The 21675-nt window shown below is 52.8% G+C and carries 23 protein-coding genes, 1 other RNA gene and 1 other annotated feature; of the genes, 6 read left to right on the plus strand and 18 right to left on the minus strand.

Annotated features, from left to right (window positions below):
- The first annotated feature begins 53 nt into the window (after window positions 1-53).
- Window positions 54-161, plus strand: an RNA gene (gene rprA, locus FD428_RS11985) — antisense sRNA RprA.
- A 141-nt stretch (window positions 162-302) separates the two neighbouring features.
- Here the strand turns inward: rprA and ppsA are convergent.
- Window positions 303-2681 carry a phosphoenolpyruvate synthase gene (gene ppsA, locus FD428_RS11990; protein ID WP_012132593.1) on the minus strand — a complete coding sequence of 793 codons (2379 nt, stop codon included), beginning with the start codon at window positions 2679-2681 and terminating at the stop codon, window positions 303-305.
- Between the two features lie 335 nt (window positions 2682-3016).
- Between ppsA and ppsR the strand changes: the two genes are divergently transcribed.
- The 3 genes from ppsR (at window position 3017) to hemP (ending at window position 5407) form a co-directional block, all read left to right on the plus strand.
- On the plus strand, window positions 3017-3850 hold the full coding sequence (ppsR, locus tag FD428_RS11995) for a posphoenolpyruvate synthetase regulatory kinase/phosphorylase PpsR (RefSeq protein ID WP_012132595.1): 834 nt from the start codon (window positions 3017-3019) through the stop codon (window positions 3848-3850).
- Between the two features lie 165 nt (window positions 3851-4015).
- Window positions 4016-5062: a 3-deoxy-7-phosphoheptulonate synthase AroH gene (gene aroH, locus FD428_RS12000; RefSeq protein ID WP_012132596.1), complete on the plus strand. Its 1047-nt coding sequence runs from the start codon at window positions 4016-4018 to the stop codon at window positions 5060-5062.
- Between the two features lie 153 nt (window positions 5063-5215).
- On the plus strand, window positions 5216-5407 hold the full coding sequence (gene hemP, locus FD428_RS12005) for a hemin uptake protein HemP (protein WP_012132598.1): 192 nt from the start codon (window positions 5216-5218) through the stop codon (window positions 5405-5407).
- A gap of 3 nt (window positions 5408-5410) precedes the next feature.
- Here hemP and selO read toward each other — a convergent pair whose 3' ends face one another.
- The 16 genes from selO to thrS form a co-directional block, all read right to left on the minus strand.
- Window positions 5411-6853, minus strand: a complete 1443-nt coding sequence (gene selO / locus FD428_RS12010) for a protein adenylyltransferase SelO (RefSeq protein WP_114848540.1) — start codon at window positions 6851-6853, stop codon at window positions 5411-5413.
- A gap of 61 nt (window positions 6854-6914) precedes the next feature.
- Window positions 6915-7628, minus strand: coding sequence for an EAL domain-containing protein (locus tag FD428_RS12015; protein ID WP_012132600.1), 714 nt, complete (start codon window positions 7626-7628; stop codon window positions 6915-6917).
- Window positions 7625-7795 (minus strand): hypothetical protein, encoded by a 171-nt coding sequence (locus FD428_RS21735; protein WP_153257548.1) that lies wholly within the window; start codon window positions 7793-7795, stop codon window positions 7625-7627. Before FD428_RS21735 ends, FD428_RS12015 begins: the two co-directional genes overlap by 4 nt.
- A 172-nt stretch (window positions 7796-7967) precedes the next feature.
- Window positions 7968-8432, minus strand: a complete 465-nt coding sequence (locus FD428_RS12020) for a C40 family peptidase (RefSeq protein WP_012132602.1) — start codon at window positions 8430-8432, stop codon at window positions 7968-7970.
- A gap of 78 nt (window positions 8433-8510) precedes the next feature.
- The gene (gene btuD / locus FD428_RS12025; protein WP_114848541.1) at window positions 8511-9260 is read right to left on the minus strand and encodes a vitamin B12 ABC transporter ATP-binding protein BtuD; all 750 of its coding nucleotides are present in this window, start codon (window positions 9258-9260) and stop codon (window positions 8511-8513) included.
- The gene (locus FD428_RS12030; RefSeq protein ID WP_024130381.1) at window positions 9260-9811 is read right to left on the minus strand and encodes a glutathione peroxidase; all 552 of its coding nucleotides are present in this window, start codon (window positions 9809-9811) and stop codon (window positions 9260-9262) included. The genes btuD and FD428_RS12030 overlap by 1 nt, the downstream gene beginning before the upstream one ends.
- A 47-nt stretch (window positions 9812-9858) precedes the next feature.
- On the minus strand, window positions 9859-10737 hold the full coding sequence (gene bla, locus FD428_RS12035; RefSeq protein WP_048902390.1) for a class A beta-lactamase: 879 nt from the start codon (window positions 10735-10737) through the stop codon (window positions 9859-9861).
- Between the two features lie 29 nt (window positions 10738-10766).
- Complete coding sequence (gene btuC, locus FD428_RS12040) at window positions 10767-11747, minus strand: vitamin B12 ABC transporter permease BtuC (protein WP_114848542.1); 981 nt, start codon at window positions 11745-11747, stop codon at window positions 10767-10769.
- A 100-nt stretch (window positions 11748-11847) separates the two neighbouring features.
- Window positions 11848-12147, minus strand: coding sequence for an integration host factor subunit alpha (gene ihfA, locus FD428_RS12045; RefSeq protein ID WP_001229266.1), 300 nt, complete (start codon window positions 12145-12147; stop codon window positions 11848-11850).
- A gap of 4 nt (window positions 12148-12151) precedes the next feature.
- On the minus strand, window positions 12152-14539 hold the full coding sequence (gene pheT / locus FD428_RS12050) for a phenylalanine--tRNA ligase subunit beta (RefSeq protein ID WP_104868726.1): 2388 nt from the start codon (window positions 14537-14539) through the stop codon (window positions 12152-12154).
- 15 nt (window positions 14540-14554) lie between these two features.
- Window positions 14555-15538, minus strand: a complete 984-nt coding sequence (pheS, locus tag FD428_RS12055) for a phenylalanine--tRNA ligase subunit alpha (protein WP_024130384.1) — start codon at window positions 15536-15538, stop codon at window positions 14555-14557.
- Between the two features lie 62 nt (window positions 15539-15600).
- Window positions 15601-15724, minus strand: a sequence feature (Phe leader region).
- On the minus strand, window positions 15675-15719 hold the full coding sequence (gene pheM, locus FD428_RS12060) for a pheST operon leader peptide PheM (RefSeq protein ID WP_001386830.1): 45 nt from the start codon (window positions 15717-15719) through the stop codon (window positions 15675-15677). (Overlaps the previous feature by 45 nt.)
- A gap of 119 nt (window positions 15725-15843) precedes the next feature.
- Window positions 15844-16200: a 50S ribosomal protein L20 gene (rplT, locus tag FD428_RS12065; RefSeq protein ID WP_000124850.1), complete on the minus strand. Its 357-nt coding sequence runs from the start codon at window positions 16198-16200 to the stop codon at window positions 15844-15846.
- Window positions 16201-16318: 118 nt separating this feature from the next.
- Entirely contained in the window at window positions 16319-16516 is a 198-nt protein-coding gene (gene rpmI, locus FD428_RS12070; protein WP_001124225.1) for a 50S ribosomal protein L35, read from the minus strand.
- A gap of 96 nt (window positions 16517-16612) precedes the next feature.
- Window positions 16613-17155 (minus strand): translation initiation factor IF-3, encoded by a 543-nt coding sequence (gene infC, locus FD428_RS12075; RefSeq protein WP_047457361.1) that lies wholly within the window; start codon window positions 17153-17155, stop codon window positions 16613-16615.
- A gap of 3 nt (window positions 17156-17158) precedes the next feature.
- Window positions 17159-19087 carry a threonine--tRNA ligase gene (gene thrS, locus FD428_RS12080; protein WP_060816194.1) on the minus strand — a complete coding sequence of 643 codons (1929 nt, stop codon included), beginning with the start codon at window positions 19085-19087 and terminating at the stop codon, window positions 17159-17161.
- Window positions 19088-19391: 304 nt separating this feature from the next.
- On the opposite strand from thrS, the gene yniD reads away from it, so the two are divergent.
- A complete protein-coding gene (gene yniD / locus FD428_RS12085) occupies window positions 19392-19499 on the plus strand; it encodes a small membrane protein YniD (RefSeq protein ID WP_096753848.1) in 108 nt (35 codons plus the stop codon).
- Between the two features lie 189 nt (window positions 19500-19688).
- Here the strand turns inward: yniD and FD428_RS12090 are convergent, their stop codons facing one another.
- Window positions 19689-20447, minus strand: a complete 759-nt coding sequence (locus FD428_RS12090; RefSeq protein WP_071258191.1) for a YdiY family protein — start codon at window positions 20445-20447, stop codon at window positions 19689-19691.
- A gap of 287 nt (window positions 20448-20734) precedes the next feature.
- On the opposite strand from FD428_RS12090, the gene pfkB reads away from it, so the two are divergent.
- On the plus strand, window positions 20735-21664 hold the full coding sequence (pfkB, locus tag FD428_RS12095; RefSeq protein WP_049008572.1) for a 6-phosphofructokinase II: 930 nt from the start codon (window positions 20735-20737) through the stop codon (window positions 21662-21664).
- Window positions 21665-21675 lie beyond the last annotated feature (11 nt).

The raw sequence follows: 21675 nt of genomic DNA on the forward strand, positions 1-21675 counted from the left end.
CTATTGGGACGAATCTGATCGACGCAAAAAATCTCCACGCCTACTATTAGGGCACGGTTATAAATCAACGCCTTGATTTATAAGCATGGAAATCCCCTGAGTGAAACAACGAATTGCTGTGTGTAGTCTTTGCCCATCTCCCACGATGGGCCTTTTTTTAAGTGCCTGCCCTCACACCCCTTTTCTCCACCGCCAACAATTCTGATATGCCCACGCATGACGTCGGGCGGGATAGCGCGCATCGCAAAAAAAAACGGCTCCTTTTTACGGGAGCCGTTGCGGATTAGAATCAGCGCTGACGCTTATTTTTTCAGTTCAGCCAGACTCAACCAGGTCTGTACGACGGTGTCCGGGTTCAGCGACAGGCTGTCGATTCCCTCTTCCATCAGCCAGGCGGCGAAGTCCTCGTGATCGGACGGCCCCTGACCACAGATGCCGACATACTTGCCTTGTTTCTTCGCCGCGCGGATCGCCATCGACAGCAGCGCTTTCACCGCCTCGTTGCGCTCATCGAACAGTTCAGAAACCACGCCGGAGTCGCGATCCAGACCCAGCGCCAGCTGCGTCATGTCGTTAGAACCAATCGAGAAGCCGTCAAAATGCTCCAGGAATTGTTCAGCCAGCAGGGCGTTGGACGGAATCTCACACATCATGATGATCTTCAGCCCGTTCTCACCCCGTTTCAGCCCCTGACGCGCCAGCTCGTCAACTACCGCTTTCGCCTGCTCAACGGTACGTACGAACGGGATCATGATCTCCACGTTGGTCAGTCCCATATCGTTGCGCACGCGTTTCACCGCTTCACATTCCAGCGCGAAGCAATCGCGGAAACTGTCGGAGACATAGCGACCGGCGCCACGGAAGCCCAGCATCGGGTTCTCTTCATCGGGTTCGTAACGCTCGCCGCCCACCAGGTTGGCGTATTCGTTCGATTTGAAATCCGACAGACGCACGATAACGCGTTTCGGATAAAATGCCGCGCCCAGCGTCGCAATGCCCTCTGTCAGACGACCAACATAGAACTCACGCGGTGAATCGAAGCCTTTCATCATCTCGCGGATTTCGTTTTGCAGTTTCGCGTCCTGGTCATCAAATTCCAGCAGTGCGCGAGGATGCACGCCAATCATTCGGTTGATAATAAATTCGAGACGCGCCAGGCCAACACCTTCATTTGGCAGGCAGGCGAAGTCAAAGGCGCGATCCGGGTTACCGACGTTCATCATGACTTTCAACGGCAGATCGGGCATGGTATCCACGCTTGAACTTTTGACGCTGAAGTCGAGCAGGTCTGCATAGACATAGCCGGTATCGCCTTCGGCGCAAGAAACGGTGACGTTTTCATCATCCTTCATGCGTTCCGTCGCGTCGCCGCAGCCGACAACCGCCGGAATCCCCAGCTCACGGGCAATAATGGCCGCGTGGCAGGTACGACCGCCACGGTTGGTCACGATGGCCGCCGCTTTCTTCATGATCGGTTCCCAGTCCGGGTCGGTCATGTCAGTCACCAGCACGTCGCCAGGCTGGATACGGTTCATTTCGCTAATGTCGTGGATGACTTTAACCGCCCCCGCGCCAATGCGATGTCCGATGGCGCGGCCTTCCGCGACCACTTTCCCCTGCGCATGCAGCGTGTAGCGCTCCATTACCTGACCACGAGAACGGACGGTTTCCGGGCGAGCCTGTACAATAAACAGTTTGCCGGTATGGCCGTCTTTCGCCCATTCGATATCCATCGGGCGACCGTAGTGTTTCTCAATCTGTACGGCCTGTTTCGCCAGTTCCTGCACTTCTTCGTTGGTCAGCGAGAAGATGTCGCGCTGTTCCTGCGGCACATCTTCAATTTTGACCTGCTTGCCGTGCTCCTGGGTTGGCGCGTAAACCATTCGGATTTTTTTCGACCCCATCGTGCGACGAACGATCGCCGGGCGATTCGCCGCCAGCGTCGGTTTATGCACATAGAATTCATCCGGGTTAACTGCGCCCTGCACCACCATCTCGCCCAGACCCCAGGCTGAAGTGATAAACACCACCTGATCGAAACCGGACTCGGTATCAATAGAGAACATAACCCCGGACGAGGCCAGGTCGGAGCGCACCATCCGCTGTACGCCAGCGGAGAGCGCGACGCCGCGATGGTCATACCCCTGGTGAACGCGATAAGAGATAGCGCGGTCATTAAACAGCGAAGCAAAAACATGTTTCACCGCCACCAGCACCGCATCGAAACCCTGCACGTTGAGGAAGGTTTCCTGCTGGCCGGCGAAAGAGGCATCCGGCATGTCTTCAGCCGTTGCGGACGAGCGCACGGCGAAAGACGCCTGCGCATCATCCGCAGAGAGCTGTGCATAGGCATCGCGAATAGCGTTTTCCAGCTCTGGCTGGAAAGGAGTGTCGATAATCCACTGGCGGATCTGCGCGCCGGCCTTCGCCAGCGCGGTGACATCGTCAATATCCGTTTGATCCAGCAGTTCATAAATACGCTGGTTTACGCCGCTTTGATCCAGAAACTGGTTAAACGCATCGGCGGTCGTTGCAAAACCATTCGGTACGGAAACACCCATACCGGAAAGGTTAGTAATCATTTCACCCAGGGAGGCATTTTTGCCCCCAACTCTGTCTACATCATTCATGCCGAGTTGGTTATACCAAAGCACCAGCGGTGACGAGCCATTGTTGGACATCGAACAATCCTTTTGTGATAAATGAACGAGTTTAGAAACTACATTATTGCGTATTTATCTTTGCATATTTAAACCCCTGAAAAAAACGGTGAATCGTTCAAGCAGATTTATTTTTTATTTTTTCAGATTGTTTACGCATTTGCGCAAACCCGCGGGCGACGGGCGATCTCCCCAAAAACTGTCGGTATAAACATAAGTTCCGAAAAATGAAATGCACTTTTCACTTAATATAAAAATAGCGTTTCATTTTATAAAATAAGCATCGTGATATACGCTTCTGGCAAATTTTAATTTATGCTTTCAGATAATTATGTTTGCTCCTCAGGATAAACAAAATGGATAATGTTGTTGATCGCCATGTTTTTTATATTTCCGATGGTACGGCCATCACCGCCGAGGTTTTGGGTCATGCGGTGATGTCGCAATTCCCTGTGACCATCAGCAGCATTACGCTGCCGTTCGTTGAAAACGAGAGTCGCGCCAGGGCCGTGAAAGATCAGATCGACGCGATTTATCAGCAAACCGGCGTGCGTCCGCTGGTGTTCTATTCGATTGTTCTGCCGGAAATTCGCGCCATCATCTTACAAAGCGAAGGGTTCTGTCAGGACATCGTGCAGGCGCTGGTGGCGCCGCTACAGCAGGAAATGAAGCTCGACCCAACGCCAATCGCGCATCGCACCCACGGGCTTAACCCCGGGAACCTCAACAAGTATGACGCGCGTATCGCGGCAATCGACTATACCCTTGCGCACGACGATGGGATCTCCTTGCGCAATCTGGATCAGGCGCAGGTGATCCTGCTGGGGGTTTCACGCTGCGGCAAAACGCCGACCAGCCTCTATCTGGCGATGCAGTTTGGCATCCGGGCGGCGAACTACCCCTTTATTGCTGACGATATGGATAACCTGGTGTTGCCGACGTCGCTTAAACCGCTACAGCATAAGCTTTTTGGCCTGACCATTGACCCGGAACGCCTGGCGGCAATCCGCGAGGAACGCCGTGAAAACAGCCGCTACGCATCGCTACGCCAGTGCCGGATGGAGGTTGCGGAAGTTGAAGCGCTCTACCGTAAAAATCAGATCCCTTGCCTGAACAGTACTAACTATTCGGTAGAAGAAATTGCCACCAAGATTCTCGACATCATGGGGCTGAATCGTCGAATGTACTAACAAACTAGTGCAAGAGTTCAATTTTTTGCTATCATGCCGCTCTGCTTGCGAGGTGTGAAATGCCTCGCATTTGAAATCAGCAGGTGAAGGTTGAAGTGTGTTATTGTGATGCCCATCACTTCCCGGTAGTCCTGCCGTTGAAGCAACAAATTTCTGAGACTTGTAATGAACAGAACCGACGAACTGCGTACCGCGCGTATTGACAGCCTGGTCACCCCTGCTGAGCTAGCGCTACGTCATCCTGTATCATCCTCCGTCGCCAGCCACGTTACTGACTCCCGACGCCGGATTGAAAAAATATTAAATGGTGAAGATCGCCGCCTGCTGGTGATCATCGGCCCCTGCTCAATTCACGATCTGGACGCTGCGATGGAATACGCAACGCGCTTGCAAACGTTGCGCAACACGCATCAGGCGCGTCTGGAAATCGTTATGCGCACCTATTTTGAAAAACCGCGCACGGTTGTGGGCTGGAAAGGCCTCATCTCCGATCCCGATTTAAATGGCAGTTACCGCGTAAATCATGGCCTCGAACTGGCGCGCAAGCTGCTGTTGCAGGTCAATGAGCTGGGTGTCCCCACCGCCACCGAATTTCTCGACATGGTCACCGGCCAGTTTATTGCCGATTTGATCAGCTGGGGCGCCATTGGCGCGCGCACGACGGAAAGCCAGATTCACCGTGAAATGGCTTCCGCGCTCTCCTGCCCGGTTGGGTTTAAAAACGGGACAGATGGCAACACGCGCATCGCCGTTGATGCGATTCGCGCGTCGCGCGCCAGCCATATGTTCCTCTCGCCGGATAAAACAGGCCAGATGACGATTTATCAGACCAGCGGGAACCCGTACGGCCATATCATCATGCGCGGCGGTAAAAAACCGAATTACCACGCGGAAGACATCGCTGCCGCCTGCGATACGCTGCATGAGTTTGGTCTGCCGGAACACCTGGTGGTGGACTTCAGCCACGGTAACTGCCAGAAGCAGCATCGCCGCCAGTTAGAAGTTTGTGATGATATCTGCCAGCAAATCCGTAACGGTTCTACCGCAATTGCCGGGATCATGGCCGAAAGTTTCCTGCGTGAAGGTACGCAGAAAATCGTCAGCGGTCAGCCGCTGGTGTACGGTCAGTCCATTACCGACCCTTGCCTGAACTGGGAAGATACTGAATTACTGTTAGAAAAACTTGCCTCAGCGGTTGATAGCCGTTTTTGACATCATGCCCATCCTCGCGGGGATGGGCGCGCTTCTTTCCCCTCCACGCATTCCCCACTCGCCTGATTTGCTACCAGAATTAACACTTGCTGTCGCCATACACAATATTGATAATAATAATCATTGTTAAACTGATTATTATTAATTAGCGATATGCCACTTATGGACGACATTGAGTTACTTCATTTTAAGGAAAGAGACAGCGTGCCCCCTTCCCCTGCTGCCGAGCGGCGTATCAGCAGCCAGACATTGTTAGGCCCTGAAGGCAAAGTCATCATCGATCATGACGGCCAGGAATACCTGCTGCGCAAGACGCAGGCAGGTAAGTTGCTGTTGACCAAGTAGCAATCAGCTTGAGCAACTGACTTCCAGCCGTTTACCCCAGTCCGGCGGACGGTTGACATAATCGTCATCTCTGTCGGTAAAGGGGTCGCGCAGAACCTGATGCAGTTGATGTAATTCGCCCATATCCCCCTGCTCAGCACTGGCTATCGCGCGTTGCGCCAGCCAGTTGCGCAGCACCACCGCAGGATTCACGCGCTGCATGTGCTGTTGACGCGTTGCGTCATCCACCTGCTCCTGCTGTAAACGCGCCCGGTAATGGCTGAACCAACCGTCAAAGGCCGCGCGATCGATAAATTCGTCACGCAGCGGCGATGCCGCGCTCTGTTGCTCAGTCTGACTCAACATACGGAACGTTCGGCTATAATCGCTGCCTTCGCGCGCCATCAGGGCGAAAAGCTCGTTGAGAAGCGCATTGTCCTCTTTTTGCTCGGTAAAGAAGCCCAGTTTTTGCCGCATGCGCTGCCCGTAGCGCGTGAGCAGCGCCAGCTGATAGCCATCCAGCGCATCATTCAGCGTATCGACCGGCATAAACGGCGACAGGGTTTGCGCCAGGCGTTGCAGATTCCACAATCCGACAGCCGGTTGATTATCGAAGCTATAGCGCCCCTGGTGATCGGAGTGGTTACAGATAAACCCTGGCTGATAATCATCCAGGAAACCGAAAGGACCATAATCTATCGTCAGCCCCAGTACAGACATGTTATCGGTGTTCATCACGCCATGCGCAAAACCTACCGTTTGCCAGTCAGCAATCAACCTCGCCGTGCGCGCCACAACGTCCCGGAACCAGAGCGCATACTTGTCCTCTTCCGCCTGAAATTGCGGCCAGTAATGGCGAATCGCAAAATCGGCCAGCTGACGGACTTTATCCGGCTCACGCCGATAGTAAAAATGTTCGAAATGACCGAAACGCATATGGCTTTGCGCCAGACGCATGAGCATCGCGCCGGATTCAACTGTTTCCCTATAAACAGGCGTGTCGCTGGTGACGATAGACAGCGCCCGCGTTGTGGGGATGCCAAGATAGTGCATCGCCTCGCTGGCCAGACTTTCACGGATCGTTGAGCGCAGCACTGCTCGCCCGTCGCCCATGCGGGAGTATGGCGTTAGTCCGGCGCCTTTCAGGTGCCAGTCAAGCGTACTGCCGTCCGCCAGCAGTTGTTCGCCTAACAGAATACCGCGTCCATCACCGAGCTGGCCGGCCCAGACGCCAAACTGATGGCCGCTATAAACCTGAGCCAAAGGCGACATGCCGGGCAGTAATGACTCGCCACCCCACACGCCTGCGCCGTTTTCCATATCAAACAACGAAGGTGGTATCGCCAGCTGCTGCGCCAGCGCATCGTTATGCCAAATCAGGCGGGCATGACTCAGAGGAGTTGGAGAAAGTGCTGTATATGTGGCTGGCAGTTCGTCACGCCAGCGGGATGTAAAAGACAGGGTCATAGAGCCTCCTGCCTGTAGTGTAGACGGTTAATACCCGCTTAAACACCAGCAAATAAAAAGGTTATCCCTGAACCAGCGTCGTAACCTGGCTCGCTGGCACGGCAGGCCATAAACATCCTTGCAGCGCGCTAAATCCCATTGATGATATCCGCGCCAGCATCTCTTCAGTATCAATACCCGCAATCATTATCGAATCACAGCACGGTGATATCTGCGAAATAATAGCCTGCATAAAGGGTTCAAAAGAAAGACTTGCGGATCTTTGCTGGACAAAGTTTTTATCCAGCGCGACGCGTTTGAAGAGACCATCAAAGATCGCTTTTATCGATGTATCGCCAGCGCCGAAATTGGCAAGGATGAGGGGAAATCGTCCGGCTAACTCAGCCAGAATTTGATTCTCTTTCCCGAGACTTAATTCAGGATAATTCTCATTAATCATCAGTTCCAAAAATGGAAAGCGCCTTACATGGGATACAAACTCGCCGTCCGATAATAATGATGCGACGACGGCTGGCGTTAAATTAATCCAGGCAATAAGTTTATGTTGAATAAAAAAATGTTGGCACGTTTCCAGCAATGCGAGTTTTTCTTCGAACAGACAACGCTGTTCTTCTGCTGACAGGCGCGGCATGACCAGCTCCGTCGGCATACGGACATTACCGTCTTCAGTGACAAAGTTTGCAACAATCTCCAGGCCGACGAGTTTCTCTTTCTCGGTTCGGGCAGGAACAAAATAAAGGTGAGAATGATAAAAGTTATCCAGTGAAACAATCATTGTGCCAGCCCCGCTGCATGGGTGTAATCCGGCATCCTGTAAGAAAGAACGAAGAAAGATGTCATTTCTGATACGACTGGAGGTGCTTTCATTTTTTCCTTTTTAGCCGGTAAACCGGGTCCTTTTTTTAGCTTATCTCGATTATAAACCAATATCCAGTTTTGCATTTTCCGCAAGACACCGGATAAATCATTTTGACTAAAAATACTTTTGCAAAATGTAGGGTTAAAACTATTTCTGATAACTCACGATAGCCCTGGCATTCAGACAATGAGAAATCAATTTCTTAAATATAGATGATGAAGCGGCCGCTGGGTATCCGCTTTACCATCGATAGCATTAAATACGTCTCGCCTGCCAGAAATTTTTCCGCCAGTAGACATTGTCGAGCGATGAGCGCATCACGCCGCGGCTGGTAGACGCATGAATAAATTGATTGTTGGTATCATAAATGCCGACGTGCAAACCACTTTCCCCCGATCCGGTTTTAAAAAAGACCAGGTCGCCGGGCAGCAGTTCATCTTTGTCGATTTCCGTACCAATTTTTGACTGTTGGCGCGTTTCACGCGGCAGTTGTAAATCAAATTTGTCGCGCATCGTCATCAACACAAATCCCGAGCAGTCCACCCCGCTACGGCTCATTCCGCCATAGCGATACGGTGTACCTCTCCAGGACTGTAGCTGATCGTTCAGGCCCGCGATAACCATAATGGAATCCGAAAGCCTGGCGTTAGGTGCTGGCGCACGATGGCTGCTACACCCTGCCAAAAACAGTGCTGCGATAAGAAGAAGCCAAAAGCGCATTCAGGACGAATCCTCTATCTTTTTATTCTTGCTTCTATTTAGCGTGGAAATTATGTGTTTTTCAAGAACCCATTTAACTTAAGTGGTTGATATGAGCATTCTGTGGCCTTCAACGTCCAGCCGACGGAAGTTCATGCCGTATGCCCGGGCCAGGTTTGGCGGCGTCAGCACCTCGTCACGCCGCCCGCTGGCGATCAATTTCCCCTGTTTCAGCAACCAGGCGCGATGCGCGTGGCGCAGAGTATGGTTAAGGTCATGGCTGCTCATCACGATGGCGATACCCTGGCTGCATAGCTGGCTCAACAGCCTATCCAGCGCGTTTTGTTGCGCAACGTCCAGACTGTTCATCGGTTCATCCAGTAGCAGAAGCTGCCCGTGCGGGTTAGCGTGAGGGTGAATTTGCAATATCACCGCCGCCAGACGTACACGCTGCCACTCGCCGCCGGAGAGTTGATTCGCGCTCCGCCCCAGCTTGTCGCTCAGCCCAAGCGCCTGCGCAACGTCATTCAGCAGGTTCGTTTGCGTTTTATCAGGTTGATGCAGCATCAGGAAATGCCAGACCGGCATTGAAAATGGGGGATTCTGCTGCTGCGCGAGATAGGCCCGATGTTGAGCCAGTTTCGCCGCAGGCCATGTCTCCAGCGACGCGCCGTCGAATATGACAGTGCCTTCCCCGAAGGTTAAGCCCGCCATACGCGCCAGCAGCGTACTTTTCCCTGCCCCATTCGGCCCCACGAGGTGAAGAATCTCGCCAGGCTTAACGTCGCCGGAAAGCGGCCCCAGACGCGTCGTTTCGGCAACATCCTGTAACTGCATCAACGAGATCATTATTTTGCCAACGCGATTTTGATACTTTCCACCATCCCCGGATCTTCAGGCGTCATGTCCGGTGAGAAACGCTGTACGACCTGTCCATCCCTGCCGATTAAAAACTTCTCAAAGTTCCACAAAATATCGTCCGGGTAAAGCGGCGCGCGGCCTTTACTCGCCATGCGCTCATAGAAACCGCTACCTTCCGGCGCAACGGCGGCAGGCGCTGCGGCAATCAACTTCTGATACAGTGGATGGCGGTTCTCACCATTGACGTCAACCTTGCTGAACATCGGGAATGTGACGCCCCAGGTGGTGCTGCAATAGGTTTTAATCTCCTCTTCAGTGCCAGGTTCCTGACCAAGAAACTGGTTGCAGGGAAAACCTAACACCGTAAAGCCCTGATCGGCCCAGGCTTTCTGAATATTCTCCAGCTGTTCGTATTGTGGCGTTAAGCCACATTTCGAGGCCACATTAACCACCAGCAGTACGTTTCCGGCGTACTTCTCAAGCGTGGTGACATCCCCGTCGATCGTCGTCACTTCAGTGTTGAGAATGGTATCTTGCATAGCGTCTCCCATATAACAGGCGGATGTGAGTGATCAAATATCAGCTTTTAATCATAGACTGCGAGTGTTGAAAACAGCGACTCCCCGATGCGGACAATCGCGGCGTCACGCTGCGCCATTGTCGCCGGAGTTTGTGTAATATAGATAACCACGAGCAGAGGTTTTTGTGATGTCGGCCAGACAACGCTGACAATAGAACGCGAGCCGTTATCGCCCGCCCCGGTTTTATCCGCGATTTTCCAGCCGTCCGGCAAGACAGAACGCAGCAGACCGTCAGCCACTTTGTCGTCCCGCATCCACTGCATAAGCTGCTCTCTTGAGGATGGCTGCAACACGTTCCCCAGCAGTAGCGTATTGAGCGTCTGCGCTATCGCGACAGGCGTCGTGGAGTCGCGTTCATCGCCGGGAATGGCGCTGTTCAGTTCAGGCTCATAGCGATCGAGGCGGGTTATTGTATCCCCCGAATCACGCAAAAACTGCGTGACGGCCTGCGGCCCGTTGAGCTTCCTGGCGATGAGATTGGCGGCCGTGTTATCGCTGTAGCTTACCGCCGCGCTGCACAATTGCGCCCAGCTCATGGCGTCTGGCGCCACATGTTTTTCAGTAATCGGCGAATACTCCACCAGTTGTGAGGGTTCAAACTGCGTTGAAGCAGAAAGCGCCAGCGCCTTCCTGTCGACTTCGCGTAATAACGCTGCGCATAACAGCGGCTTGTGCGTACTGTTTAACGGGAACCGTTCTTCTCCCCGGTAATGGGTGATACTGTTGGTCGCCGTATCAAGTACCGCAATGCCAATCCGGGCATGAAGACGCTGTTCTTCCTGCATCGCGATAGCCGACACGTATTGCGCCGTCAGCGGTGCGGCCATCGCAGAACCGCTGAGTGCCGCCAGCACACACAGACCCCATTTCATCCGTTGCCACATACTAATGACTTCCTCATTTCTCATTTTGGCTAGCGCCTGGATTTTAATAATAGCCAGATGAAGACCGGCGCCCCCATCGTCGCCGTCACTACGCCGATAGGCAGTTCCGCCGACGCCAGCGCCAGACGGGCGATGACATCCGCCAGCAGCAGAGCTATCGCCCCCGCCAGCGCACAGCCCGGCAGCAAAGCGCGATGATCGCTCAGACCGCAAAGCCGTAAGATATGTGGGATCACCAGGCCGATAAACCCAATCGAACCCGCGAGCGCAACGCTAACGCCGACCATCCAGCCCGTAGCGACCACCAGCAAATTGCGCCAGAACCACAGCGGCAGCCCCAGCTGACGCGCGGACGTTTCGCCCAGCGCCAGAATATTCATCGGCTGCGACTGGCAGCAAATCCAGAGTGAAACCGGGATCAGGGCAATCATCAGCCAGGCCTGCTGCCAGTCCACCCCGCCGAATCCTCCCATCATCCAGTACATCAACTGACGCAGGTCGAAGGAGGTTGAAAAATAGATGGCCCACGTCATCATCGCGCTGCAAATAATGCCAAGCGCAACGCCCGCCAGCAGCAGGCGGCTGGTTGATAAATGTCGACGGGCAAATCGCAGGAGAATAAGTGTGATGATAAGCGCGCCGGCAATGGCGCAAAACCCCAGCGCCCAGCCGGGTAACTGACCTTGCCCCAGTAGCACCGCGGCAATAAGGCCCACGCCAGCGCCGTTGGAGACGCCAAGCAATCCGGGCTCGGCAAGCGGGTTTTCAAATAACGCCTGCATTACCGCGCCTGACAGCGCCAGCGCGGCGCCTACCAGCAAAACAGCAAGCGTGCGAGGGAGTCGTATCTGCCAGACAAACAGTTCACCACGGGCGCTGAACCAGTCGCCAGGGCCTATCCACTGATCTCCGGCGCACAGGCTTAATACCACTGCCAGCAACATAAGCACCGACAGACTGGATAACCAGCGCACATTGCGGCGCTGTTGTTGGCAGGCAAAAGTCAGCATGTTTTCCATTCAGCTGAAAAGGGATGATGTTGATTTTACGGTGCGTAACCATCACAGGAAAGAAAAAAGGCCGCAAAGCGGCCTTTTTAGTTAGATCAGATTACTCTTCTTTGGGCGAAGCGTTTTCAACCCGGCTTTTCAACTTCTGTCCGGGTCTGAAGGTCACCACGCGCCGTGCTGTAATGGGAATATCTTCGCCCGTTTTCGGGTTACGTCCCGGACGTTGATTCTTATCACGCAGATCGAAGTTACCAAAACCAGAGAGTTTCACCTGCTCACCGTTTTCCAGAGCACGACGAATCTCCTCGAAAAACAGCTCGACCAGTTCTTTGGCATCCCGCTTGCTAAGCCCAAGCTTATCAAACAGATATTCTGACATTTCAGCTTTTGTAAGCGCCATAGGTTCAATCCCTCAATGATGCCTGGAATCGCTCTTTTAATGCCTCTACACATTTGGCGACGGTAGCGGCAATCTCCTCTTCTTCGAGTGTACGGCTGGTATCCTGAAGGATCAGGCTGATAGCGAGGCTCTTATAACCCTCCGCAACACCCTTACCGCGGTACACGTCAAATAAGTTTACGCCAACTACCTGATTTACGCCAACTTTCTTACACTCGGATAAAATATCCGCTGCGGGAACGTTTTCTGCGACCACCACCGCGATGTCGCGACGGTTAGCCGGGAAGCGCGAAATCTCGCGCGCCTGAGGCACCACGCGGTCTGCGAGCTTATTCCACTCCAGTTCAAACACCAGAGTGCGACCGTTCAGATCCAGTTTACGTTCCAGCTCAGGATGAACAACCCCAATAAAACCAATGCGTTCACCTTTCAGATAAATCGCCGCGGACTGCCCAGGATGCAGCGCCGGATTCGCTTCCGCCCTGAACTGAATGTCGGCCAGTTTGCCGGTGAGATCCAGCACCGCTTCCAGATCGCCTTTCAGATCATAGAAATCAACGGTCTCTTTCGCCAGATTCCAGTGCTCGTCATAACGGTTGCCGCAAATCACCCCTGCCAGCATCAAATCCTGACGAATGCCCAGATTTGCCTGGGTATCCGGCACGAAACGCAGACCGGTTTCAAAGATACGCACGCGGTTCTGCTGACGGTTCTGGTTATAGACCACCGTTGACAGCAGGCCGGTCCACAGAGAGAGACGCATCGCCGACATCTCAATGGAGATCGGGCTTGGCAGCAACAGCGCTTCTTCGCCCGGATGCAGCAGTTGCTGAACCTTCGGATCGACAAAGCTATAGGTGATCACTTCCTGGTAGCCTTTGTCATTGAGCATGGTTTTCACACGCTTCAGCGACAAGTTGGCTTCACGGTGAGTCCCCATGATTAAACCCGCCTGAATCGGCTCATCAGGAATGTTGTTATAGCCATACACGCGGGCCACTTCTTCGACCAGATCTTCTTCAATCTCCATGTCGAAACGCCAGCTCGGCGCGACCGCTTTCCACTCGTCCTGACCTTCAGTCACTTCGCAGCCCAGACGACGCAGAATATCGCTCACCTGCTCATCGGCAATATGATGCCCGATCAGACGATCCAGCTTGCTACGACGAAGCGTAATGGTCGCGCGTTTCGGCAGCGTGGCGTCATTCGTGACGTCGATAACCGGACCGGCTTCGCCGCCGCAAATGTCGATCAACAGGCGGGTGGCGCGCTCCATTGCTTTGTACTGCAACGCCGGATCCACACCACGCTCATAGCGGTGGGAAGCATCGGTATGCAGACCGTGGCGACGCGCACGACCGGTAATAGACAGCGGGCTAAAGAACGCGCATTCCAGCAGCACGTTTTGCGTTTCCTCATTCACGCCGGAATGCTCGCCGCCAAAGATACCGCCCATCGCCAGCGCTTTGTGGTGATCCGCGATCACCAGCGTATCGGTGCTCAGCTTCGCTTCTGTGCCGTCCAGCAGCACCAGGGTTTCGCCCTCTTTGGCCATACGCACGACAATACCGCCTTCAATACGGTCTTTGTCAAAGGCATGCATCGGCTGACCCAGTTCAAGCAGTACATAGTTGGTGACGTCAACGACAGCATCAATGGAACGAATGCCGCAGCGACGCAGCTTCTCTTTCATCCACAGCGGCGTAGGCGCTTTAACATTAATGCCTTTCACCACGCGCCCCAGGTAACGCGGGCAGGCATCCGGCGCTTCAACCGCGATCGGCAGCGTGTCATTGATGGTGGCTGCAACAGGTGCGATCTCCGGCTCAACCAGCGCGATTTTGTTCAGGACAGCGACATCACGCGCCACACCGATGATCCCTAAGCAGTCGGCGCGGTTCGGCGTCACGCTGATTTCAATGGTGTTATCGTCAAGCTTCAGGTATTCGCGGATATCGGTTCCGATCGGCGCATCCGCCGGCAATTCGATGATGCCGCTATGGTCGTCGGAAATCCCCAGTTCGGAGAAGGAGCACAGCATCCCTTCCGACGGCTCGCCGCGCAGTTTAGCGGCTTTGATTTTGAAATCGCCCGGCAGAACCGCGCCGATAGTTGCAACGGCTACTTTCAGCCCCTGACGGCAGTTAGGCGCGCCACAGACGATATCCAGCAGGCGTTCGCCGCCCACGTTCACTTTCGTAACGCGCAGTTTATCTGCGTTCGGGTGCTGGCCGCACTCCACCACTTCACCCACAACCACGCCGTTGAACTCACCGGCGACGGCGTCAACGCCATCCACTTCCAGGCCCGCCATCGTAATCTGATCCGACAGCGCATCGCTGTCGATTGCCGGGTTCACCCATTCGCGTAACCACAGTTCACTGAATTTCATTGTTTTACCCTGCCTTTATTTAAACTGTTTGAGGAAACGCAGATCGTTTTCGAAGAATGAGCGCAGATCGGTCACGCCATAACGCAGCATGGTCAGACGCTCCATCCCCATACCAAACGCGAAGCCAGAGTAGATTTCCGGGTCGATGCCCACGTTGCGCAGAACGTTCGGATGCACCATCCCGCAACCCAGCACTTCCAGCCATTTGCCGTTTTTGCCCATTACATCCACTTCTGCGGACGGTTCCGTGAACGGGAAGTAAGAAGGACGGAAACGGATTTGCAGGTCTTCTTCAAAGAAGTTACGCAGGAAGTCGTGCAGCGTGCCTTTCAGGTTGGTGAAGCTGATGTTGGTGTCAACAATCAGCCCTTCCATCTGATGGAACATCGGGGTGTGCGTTTGATCGTAGTCGTTACGGTACACTCGGCCCGGCGCAATAATACGGATCGGCGGCTGCTGTTCTTTCATGGTACGAATCTGCACGCCGGAAGTCTGCGTACGCAGCAGACGGGTGGCATCAAACCAGAAAGTGTCGTGGTCAGCGCGGGCCGGGTGATGGCCTGGAATGTTCAGCGCATCGAAGTTGTGGTAATCGTCTTCGATCTCCGGGCCAGTCGCCACGGTAAAACCAAGCTCACCGAAGAAACTTTCAATACGATCAATGGTACGTGTTACCGGATGCAGACCACCGTTCTCAATACGACGCCCAGGCAGAGAAACGTCGATGGTTTCCGCCGCCAGACGTGCATTCAGCGCCGCGTTTTCTAAATCCGCTTTGCGCGCGTTCAGCGCTTGTTGTACCTGCTCTTTTGCTTCATTGATAACCGCGCCGGCTGCCGGACGCTCTTCTGGCGGCAATTCACGCAGGGTCGTCATCTGAAGGGTTAAATGCCCTTTCTTGCCCAAATATTCGACGCGTACATTGTCTAACGCGGCAACATCTGACGCCTGGTTAATGGCTGCCTTCGCACTGGCAACCAGCTCTGCGAGATGTGACATGGTTTTCCTCATTGTGTCGGTGAAGACACCGGTTCGTTGGACTTAATCTCTCGATTTCAGGTACAAAAAAAGCCTCCATCAGGAGGCTTTTTCGCGCTGTTTTTCGTTTCTTCTTTCACGCGCTAGCCTCCTGGAGTCAGGTGCTAAAGTAAAAAAAGAAGCGGAAAATAGCAGCATTCATGCTTGCGTTACCTTGTGTGGTAAAACCGGACAACCTTTATTGAAAAGGGTTACGGATAAATTGTCAACTGATTGATTGCACTACAAATAAAAGAGAGGGAGCCAGGCTCCCTCTTTTCACTGGCTTATGCCAGAGCTGCTTTCGCTTTTTCAACCAGAGCGGTGAACGCTACTTTGTCGAATACTGCGATGTCAGCCAGGATCTTACGGTCGATTTCAACAGAGGCTTTTTTCAGGCCGTTGATGAATTTGCTGTAAGAAATACCGTTCTGACGTGCTGCTGCGTTGATACGCGCAATCCACAGTTGACGGAACTGACGCTTACGTTGACGACGGTCACGGTAAGCATACTGACCAGCTTTGATAACTGCCTGGAAGGCAACGCGGTATACGCGAGAACGCGCACCGTAGTAGCCTTTGGCTTGTTTCAAAATTTTCTTGTGACGTGCGCGTGCAATTACACCACGTTTTACGCGAGCCATAGTGCTCTCCTGTATCTATTCTGATTCGCCCTTCATCTTTCACATTTTCGCGGCGTTAACCGCCTTGCGACATGCGAAATCTATTGGGCATAAAAAAGTTAAAAAAAACGTTAACGGCTTATGCGTACGGCAGGCACGCGATTACCAGACCCAGATCGCCTTTGGAAACCATGGCTTTCGGGCGCAGGTGACGTTTACGCTTGGTCGCTTTTTTGGTCAGAATATGACGCAGGTTAGCGTGCTTGTGCTTAAAACCACCTTTACCGGTTTTTTTGAAGCGCTTAGCAGCACCGCGTACGGTCTTAATTTTTGGCATTTTAATAACTTCCACTTCGCATTGTTAATAAACGAAACCCAGGCGAACAAAATCTGTGAAGCCCGAAGGCTCCACAGGAATTGCTACTTGAAGGCCTTACTGTTTCTTCTTAGGAGCGAGCACCATAATCATCTGACGGCCTTCGATCTTCGTAGGGAAGGATTCGACAACTGCCAGTTCAGCCAGATCTTCTTTCACGCGATTAAGCACTTCCATACCGATCTGTTGGTGGGCCATCTCACGACCGCGGAAACGCAGCGTGATCTTGGCCTTATCGCCCTCTTCGAGAAAGCGAATCAGGCTGCGGAGTTTTACCTGATAGTCGCCTTCATCTGTACCAGGACGGAATTTAATTTCCTTAACCTGGATAACTTTTTGCTTTTTCTTCTGTTCCTTAGAAGACTTACTCTTTTCATAGAGGAATTTGCCGTAATCCATTATACGACAAACCGGCGGCTCGGCGTTAGGGCTGATTTCGACTAAGTCTACTCCAGCTTCTTCAGCTTTTTCCAGAGCTTCTCTCAGACTCACAATACCAAGCTGCTCGCCTTCCAGACCTGTTAAGCGAACTTCCTGGGCGCGAATTTCGCCATTGATACGGTTAGGACGCGCCGTTTGAACTCGTTTTCCGCCTTTAATACTTTATTCCTCCAGTTGTTGAAGACTGCGGCTGCGAATCTCTTGTTGCAGCTTCTCGATAACTTCATTTACGTCCAGGCTGCCCAAGTCTTTGCCACGACGGGTACGCACGGCTACTTTGCCTGCTTCTACCTCTTTGTCGCCACAGACCAACATGTAAGGGACACGACGTAAAGTGTGCTCGCGGATTTTAAAGCCTATCTTCTCATTTCTCAAGTCTGCTTTTACACGAATGCCCGCATTTTGTAGTTTCTGCGTCAATTCGTTAACGTATTCAGACTGAGTATCGGTAATGTTCATCACCACTACCTGAACCGGCGCAAGCCAGGTCGGGAAGAAGCCCGCGAACTCTTCAGTCAGGATACCGATGAAACGTTCCATTGACCCAAGAATCGCGCGGTGAATCATCACCGGCACCTGACGCTCGTTGTTTTCGCCAACATAAGAGGCGTTCAGACGAGACGGCAGAGAGAAGTCCAGCTGTACCGTACCGCACTGCCATGCACGATCGAGGCAGTCATACAGGGTAAATTCAATTTTCGGACCGTAGAATGCGCCCTCACCCAGTTGATACTCAAACGGGATGTTGTTTTCTTCCAGCGCAACGGCCAGATCCGCCTCAGCACGATCCCACATTTCATCGCTACCGATACGTTTTTCGGGGCGAGTGGAAAGTTTGACGACGATCTTCTCGAAGCCAAAGGTGCTGTACATATCGTAGACCATACGAATACAGGCGTTCACTTCATCGCGAATCTGTTCTTCAGTACAGAAGATATGCGCATCATCCTGGGTGAAGCCACGTACGCGCATCAGGCCATGCAAGGCGCCTGACGGTTCGTTACGGTGGCAGCTACCGAATTCCGCCATACGCAGCGGCAGATCGCGGTAGGACTTCAGACCCTGGTTGAAGATCTGCACGTGGCCCGGGCAGTTCATCGGCTTGATGCAGTATTCACGGTTCTCTGAAGAGGTAGTGAACATCGCATCTTTGTAGTTTTCCCAGTGCCCGGTTTTTTCCCACAGCACACGGTCCATCATGAACGGGCCTTTAACTTCCTGATACTGATATTCTTTGAGCTTAGAACGCACAAAGACTTCCAGTTCACGGAAGATAGTCCAGCCGTCGTTATGCCAGAACACCATACCTGGCGCTTCTTCCTGCATATGATACAGGTCAAGCTGCTTACCGATTTTACGGTGGTCGCGCTTGGCGGCTTCTTCAAGGCGTTGCAGATAGGCGTTCAGGGATTTTTTATCCGCCCACGCCGTACCATAAATACGTTGCAGCATCTTGTTGTTGCTGTCGCCACGCCAGTATGCCCCTGCGGTTTTCATCAGTTTGAAGTGATGGCAGAAACGCATGTTCGGCACGTGCGGGCCACGGCACATATCGACATATTCTTCATGATGATACAAGCCCGGCTTGTCATCATGCGCAATATTCTCATCAAGAATAGAAACCTTATAGGTTTCGCCACGCTTCACGAAGGTTTCACGCGCTTCGTGCCAGCTCACTTTCTTCTTAATGACGTCGTAGTTTTTCTCAGCAAGCTCGTGCATCCGTTTTTCGAGCGCGTCGACATCTTCCTGGGTTAACGTACGGTCGAGATCAATATCATAGTAAAAACCGTTATCGACAACCGGACCGATAGCCATTTTGGTGTTCGGCCAAAGTTGTTTAATCGCGTGCCCTAACAGGTGCGCACAGGAGTGACGAATGATCTCCAGACCTTCTTCATCTTTCGCGGTGATGATTGCCAGCTGAGCGTCGTGTTCAATGAGATCGGACGCGTCAACCAGTTCGCCATTAACGCGACCTGCGATACAGGCTTTCGCCAGTCCTGGACCAATGTCCAGCGCAACATCCATGGGGCTTACAGCGTGGTCGTAATGGCGTTGGCTGCCATCAGGAAGAGTAATAACAGGCATGTTATATCCTTATTTGCAGTGGTGACCCACACGAAAGATCACATACAAAGTTTCAATATTTAAAATTATCAAAAAGTTATGGGCTGATTCCCGCTTCACTCTGCGAAATATGTCACGGCCCGCCTGAATGGCAAGACTGGACCTACACCCGTTTTTTGATAACACCGCTTGACAGTGTACACGGCATTGACTGCCGATCAAAGCCGCAATCACGCCGAACTGTATGATGTAAATCAATTCCCTGACGCGCCATCGCTTTTGTTACACTGGGAGCATCAGTCCGATTTTGACAGGAAGAGAGAAAATGCCAACAAACCGCTTTGCCAAAAAACACTGGAAGATGGTTGTCGTATTGCTCCTCATTTGCGGCGCAATGTTGCTGCTCCGCTGGGCGGCGATGATTTGGGGCTAATATCCGAAGCGTTCGCCGAAAGTTAATTCCTGCGAATGAATAGAAAACATCAATAATATGCACGTTCAACGCGTTTTTATGAATGGCATTCGCCACGGAAAATATAAATATAATTTCACTTAGCGCGCAATCGCGATAAAAACGCTAATTTAAAAAGCCGGGTCGTGTTTAAAACAACCCGGCAGGCGATTACATCTTATACCCTAACGATATCGTCGTGCGGCGATCGGTATGTTCCGGCGCCGTTGCGGGCGGTTCGGAGTTCCAGGTCAGGTTATAAGCCACCTTTAAACCAAAATGCTCGTTGATCGCGACATTCAACGCCGTCTCTGAGTTGAGGGTGGTATCTTCAGCGCCGAAAACGGACACGCCCTGCGTAAATTTGGTGTTATCCGTCATCTGCCAGGCGTAGCTACCGGAAGCGTAGCCCAGCGGTTGGGTCTCGGTTTTTCCATCGGTATGTTCGTCATAGCGTACGCCAGGACCGAATTCAAAACGGAAGCTGTGCACCGGCCCGTTGAGGAACTGACGGCCATAACCGGCGGTCAGTGTGTCACGCTCACGATAACCGTTGTAACGGTCTGTCAGCCAGCTTGCCTGGCCAAACAGGTAATCGTAGTCGGTCATATTGAAACGGCTACGGCCGCCTACCGCGTATTTCTCCGAAGAGCGCTCATCGTTGGAGGATGTATTGCTGGCATTCCCCCACAGCGACCAGGCGGTGGTTGCACCGTACCAGGTCATCGTGGTGTCAGCCGTTAAAGAAGAACTTTTCGTGTTGCCTGACTGAGCAAGGTAGCCCGCATTCAGGTTACCTTCGAAGGGTTTCTTCGCAGTGGCGGGATCATCCATGACAGTAAAAACGGAATCATCAGCAGCGGCATGCATTGACGCAAATACGCCCCCTGCCAACATTAATGCAGCGGGTACTGTCTTCAAAAGCTTCATTTATAAAGAGTCCGTACAACAAAAAAAGAGACCGTTACGGTCCCGGAAACTTTCATAAGGATCAATGACAAACGATCCAGGAAAGGTAACAAATTATAAAAAGGCTCGAATAACATAGCAATGAATTCTTATTTCATTTTTTGAATAAGAGAGTTCCCAAAGCAGATATTTATTTATATATCTTTCTCCCGGTAATTTTAAATAAATATCCAGTAAATCATATTGTTAATTACTTCCCTTTCCGGGCATTCAGTGCCAGACTGAAGTCAGCCTAACAGGAGGTAAAGATGATACGTATCTATACGTTAACACTTGCGCCCTCTCTCGATAGCGCAACAATCACCCCACAACTCTATCCCGAAGGGAAACTTCGCTGTTCATCACCCGTTTTTGAACCCGGCGGCGGCGGAATCAACGTTGCCCGCGCGATTGCCCATCTTGGCGGAACCGCAACCGCGATTTTCCCCGCTGGCGGCGCGACCGGCGAACATCTGGTCGCACTTCTGGCCGATGAAAACGTCCCCGTCGTCACCATCGATGCCAAAGACTGGACGCGACAAAACCTGCATGTTCATGTGGAGTCCAGCGGGGAGCAATATCGCTTTGTCATGCCCGGCGCCGCACTCGACGATGACGAATTTCGCCAGATTGAAGAACAGGTTCTGGAGATCGAATCCGGCGCCATTTTGGTCATCAGCGGGAGTCTGCCGCCCGGCGTCAAGCTGGAAAAACTGACGCAGCTTATTGCCGCCGCGCAGAAACAGGGCATCCGCTGCATTATTGATAGTTCGGGCGATGCGCTCAACGCGGCGTTATCTCTCGGCAATATTGAACTGGTCAAACCGAACCAAAAAGAGCTGAGCGCGCTGGTCAATCGCGAACTCACGCAGCCTGACGATGTGCGCAAAGCGGCGCAGGAAATCGTGAAGAGCGGCAAAGCGCGCCGCGTCGTTGTTTCTCTGGGGCCGCAGGGGGCGCTGGCGGTAGATAGCGAAAGCTGCGTCCAGGTTGTTCCCCCTCCCGTCAGAAGTCAAAGTACCGTCGGCGCGGGCGACAGCATGGTTGGCGCAATGACGCTAAAACTGGCGGAAAACGCCTCGCTGGAAGAGATGGTGCGTTTCGGCGTCTCGGCAGGCAGCGCGGCGACGTTGAATCAAGGAACACGTCTGTGTTCCCGGGACGATACGCAGAAAATCTACGCCTGGCTTTCTCAGTGATCGGGCCATCC

Origin of the sequence: Citrobacter sp. TBCP-5362 (assembly GCF_005406305.1) — a bacterium.
Taxonomy (GTDB): Bacteria; Pseudomonadota; Gammaproteobacteria; order Enterobacterales; family Enterobacteriaceae; genus Citrobacter_B; species Citrobacter_B koseri.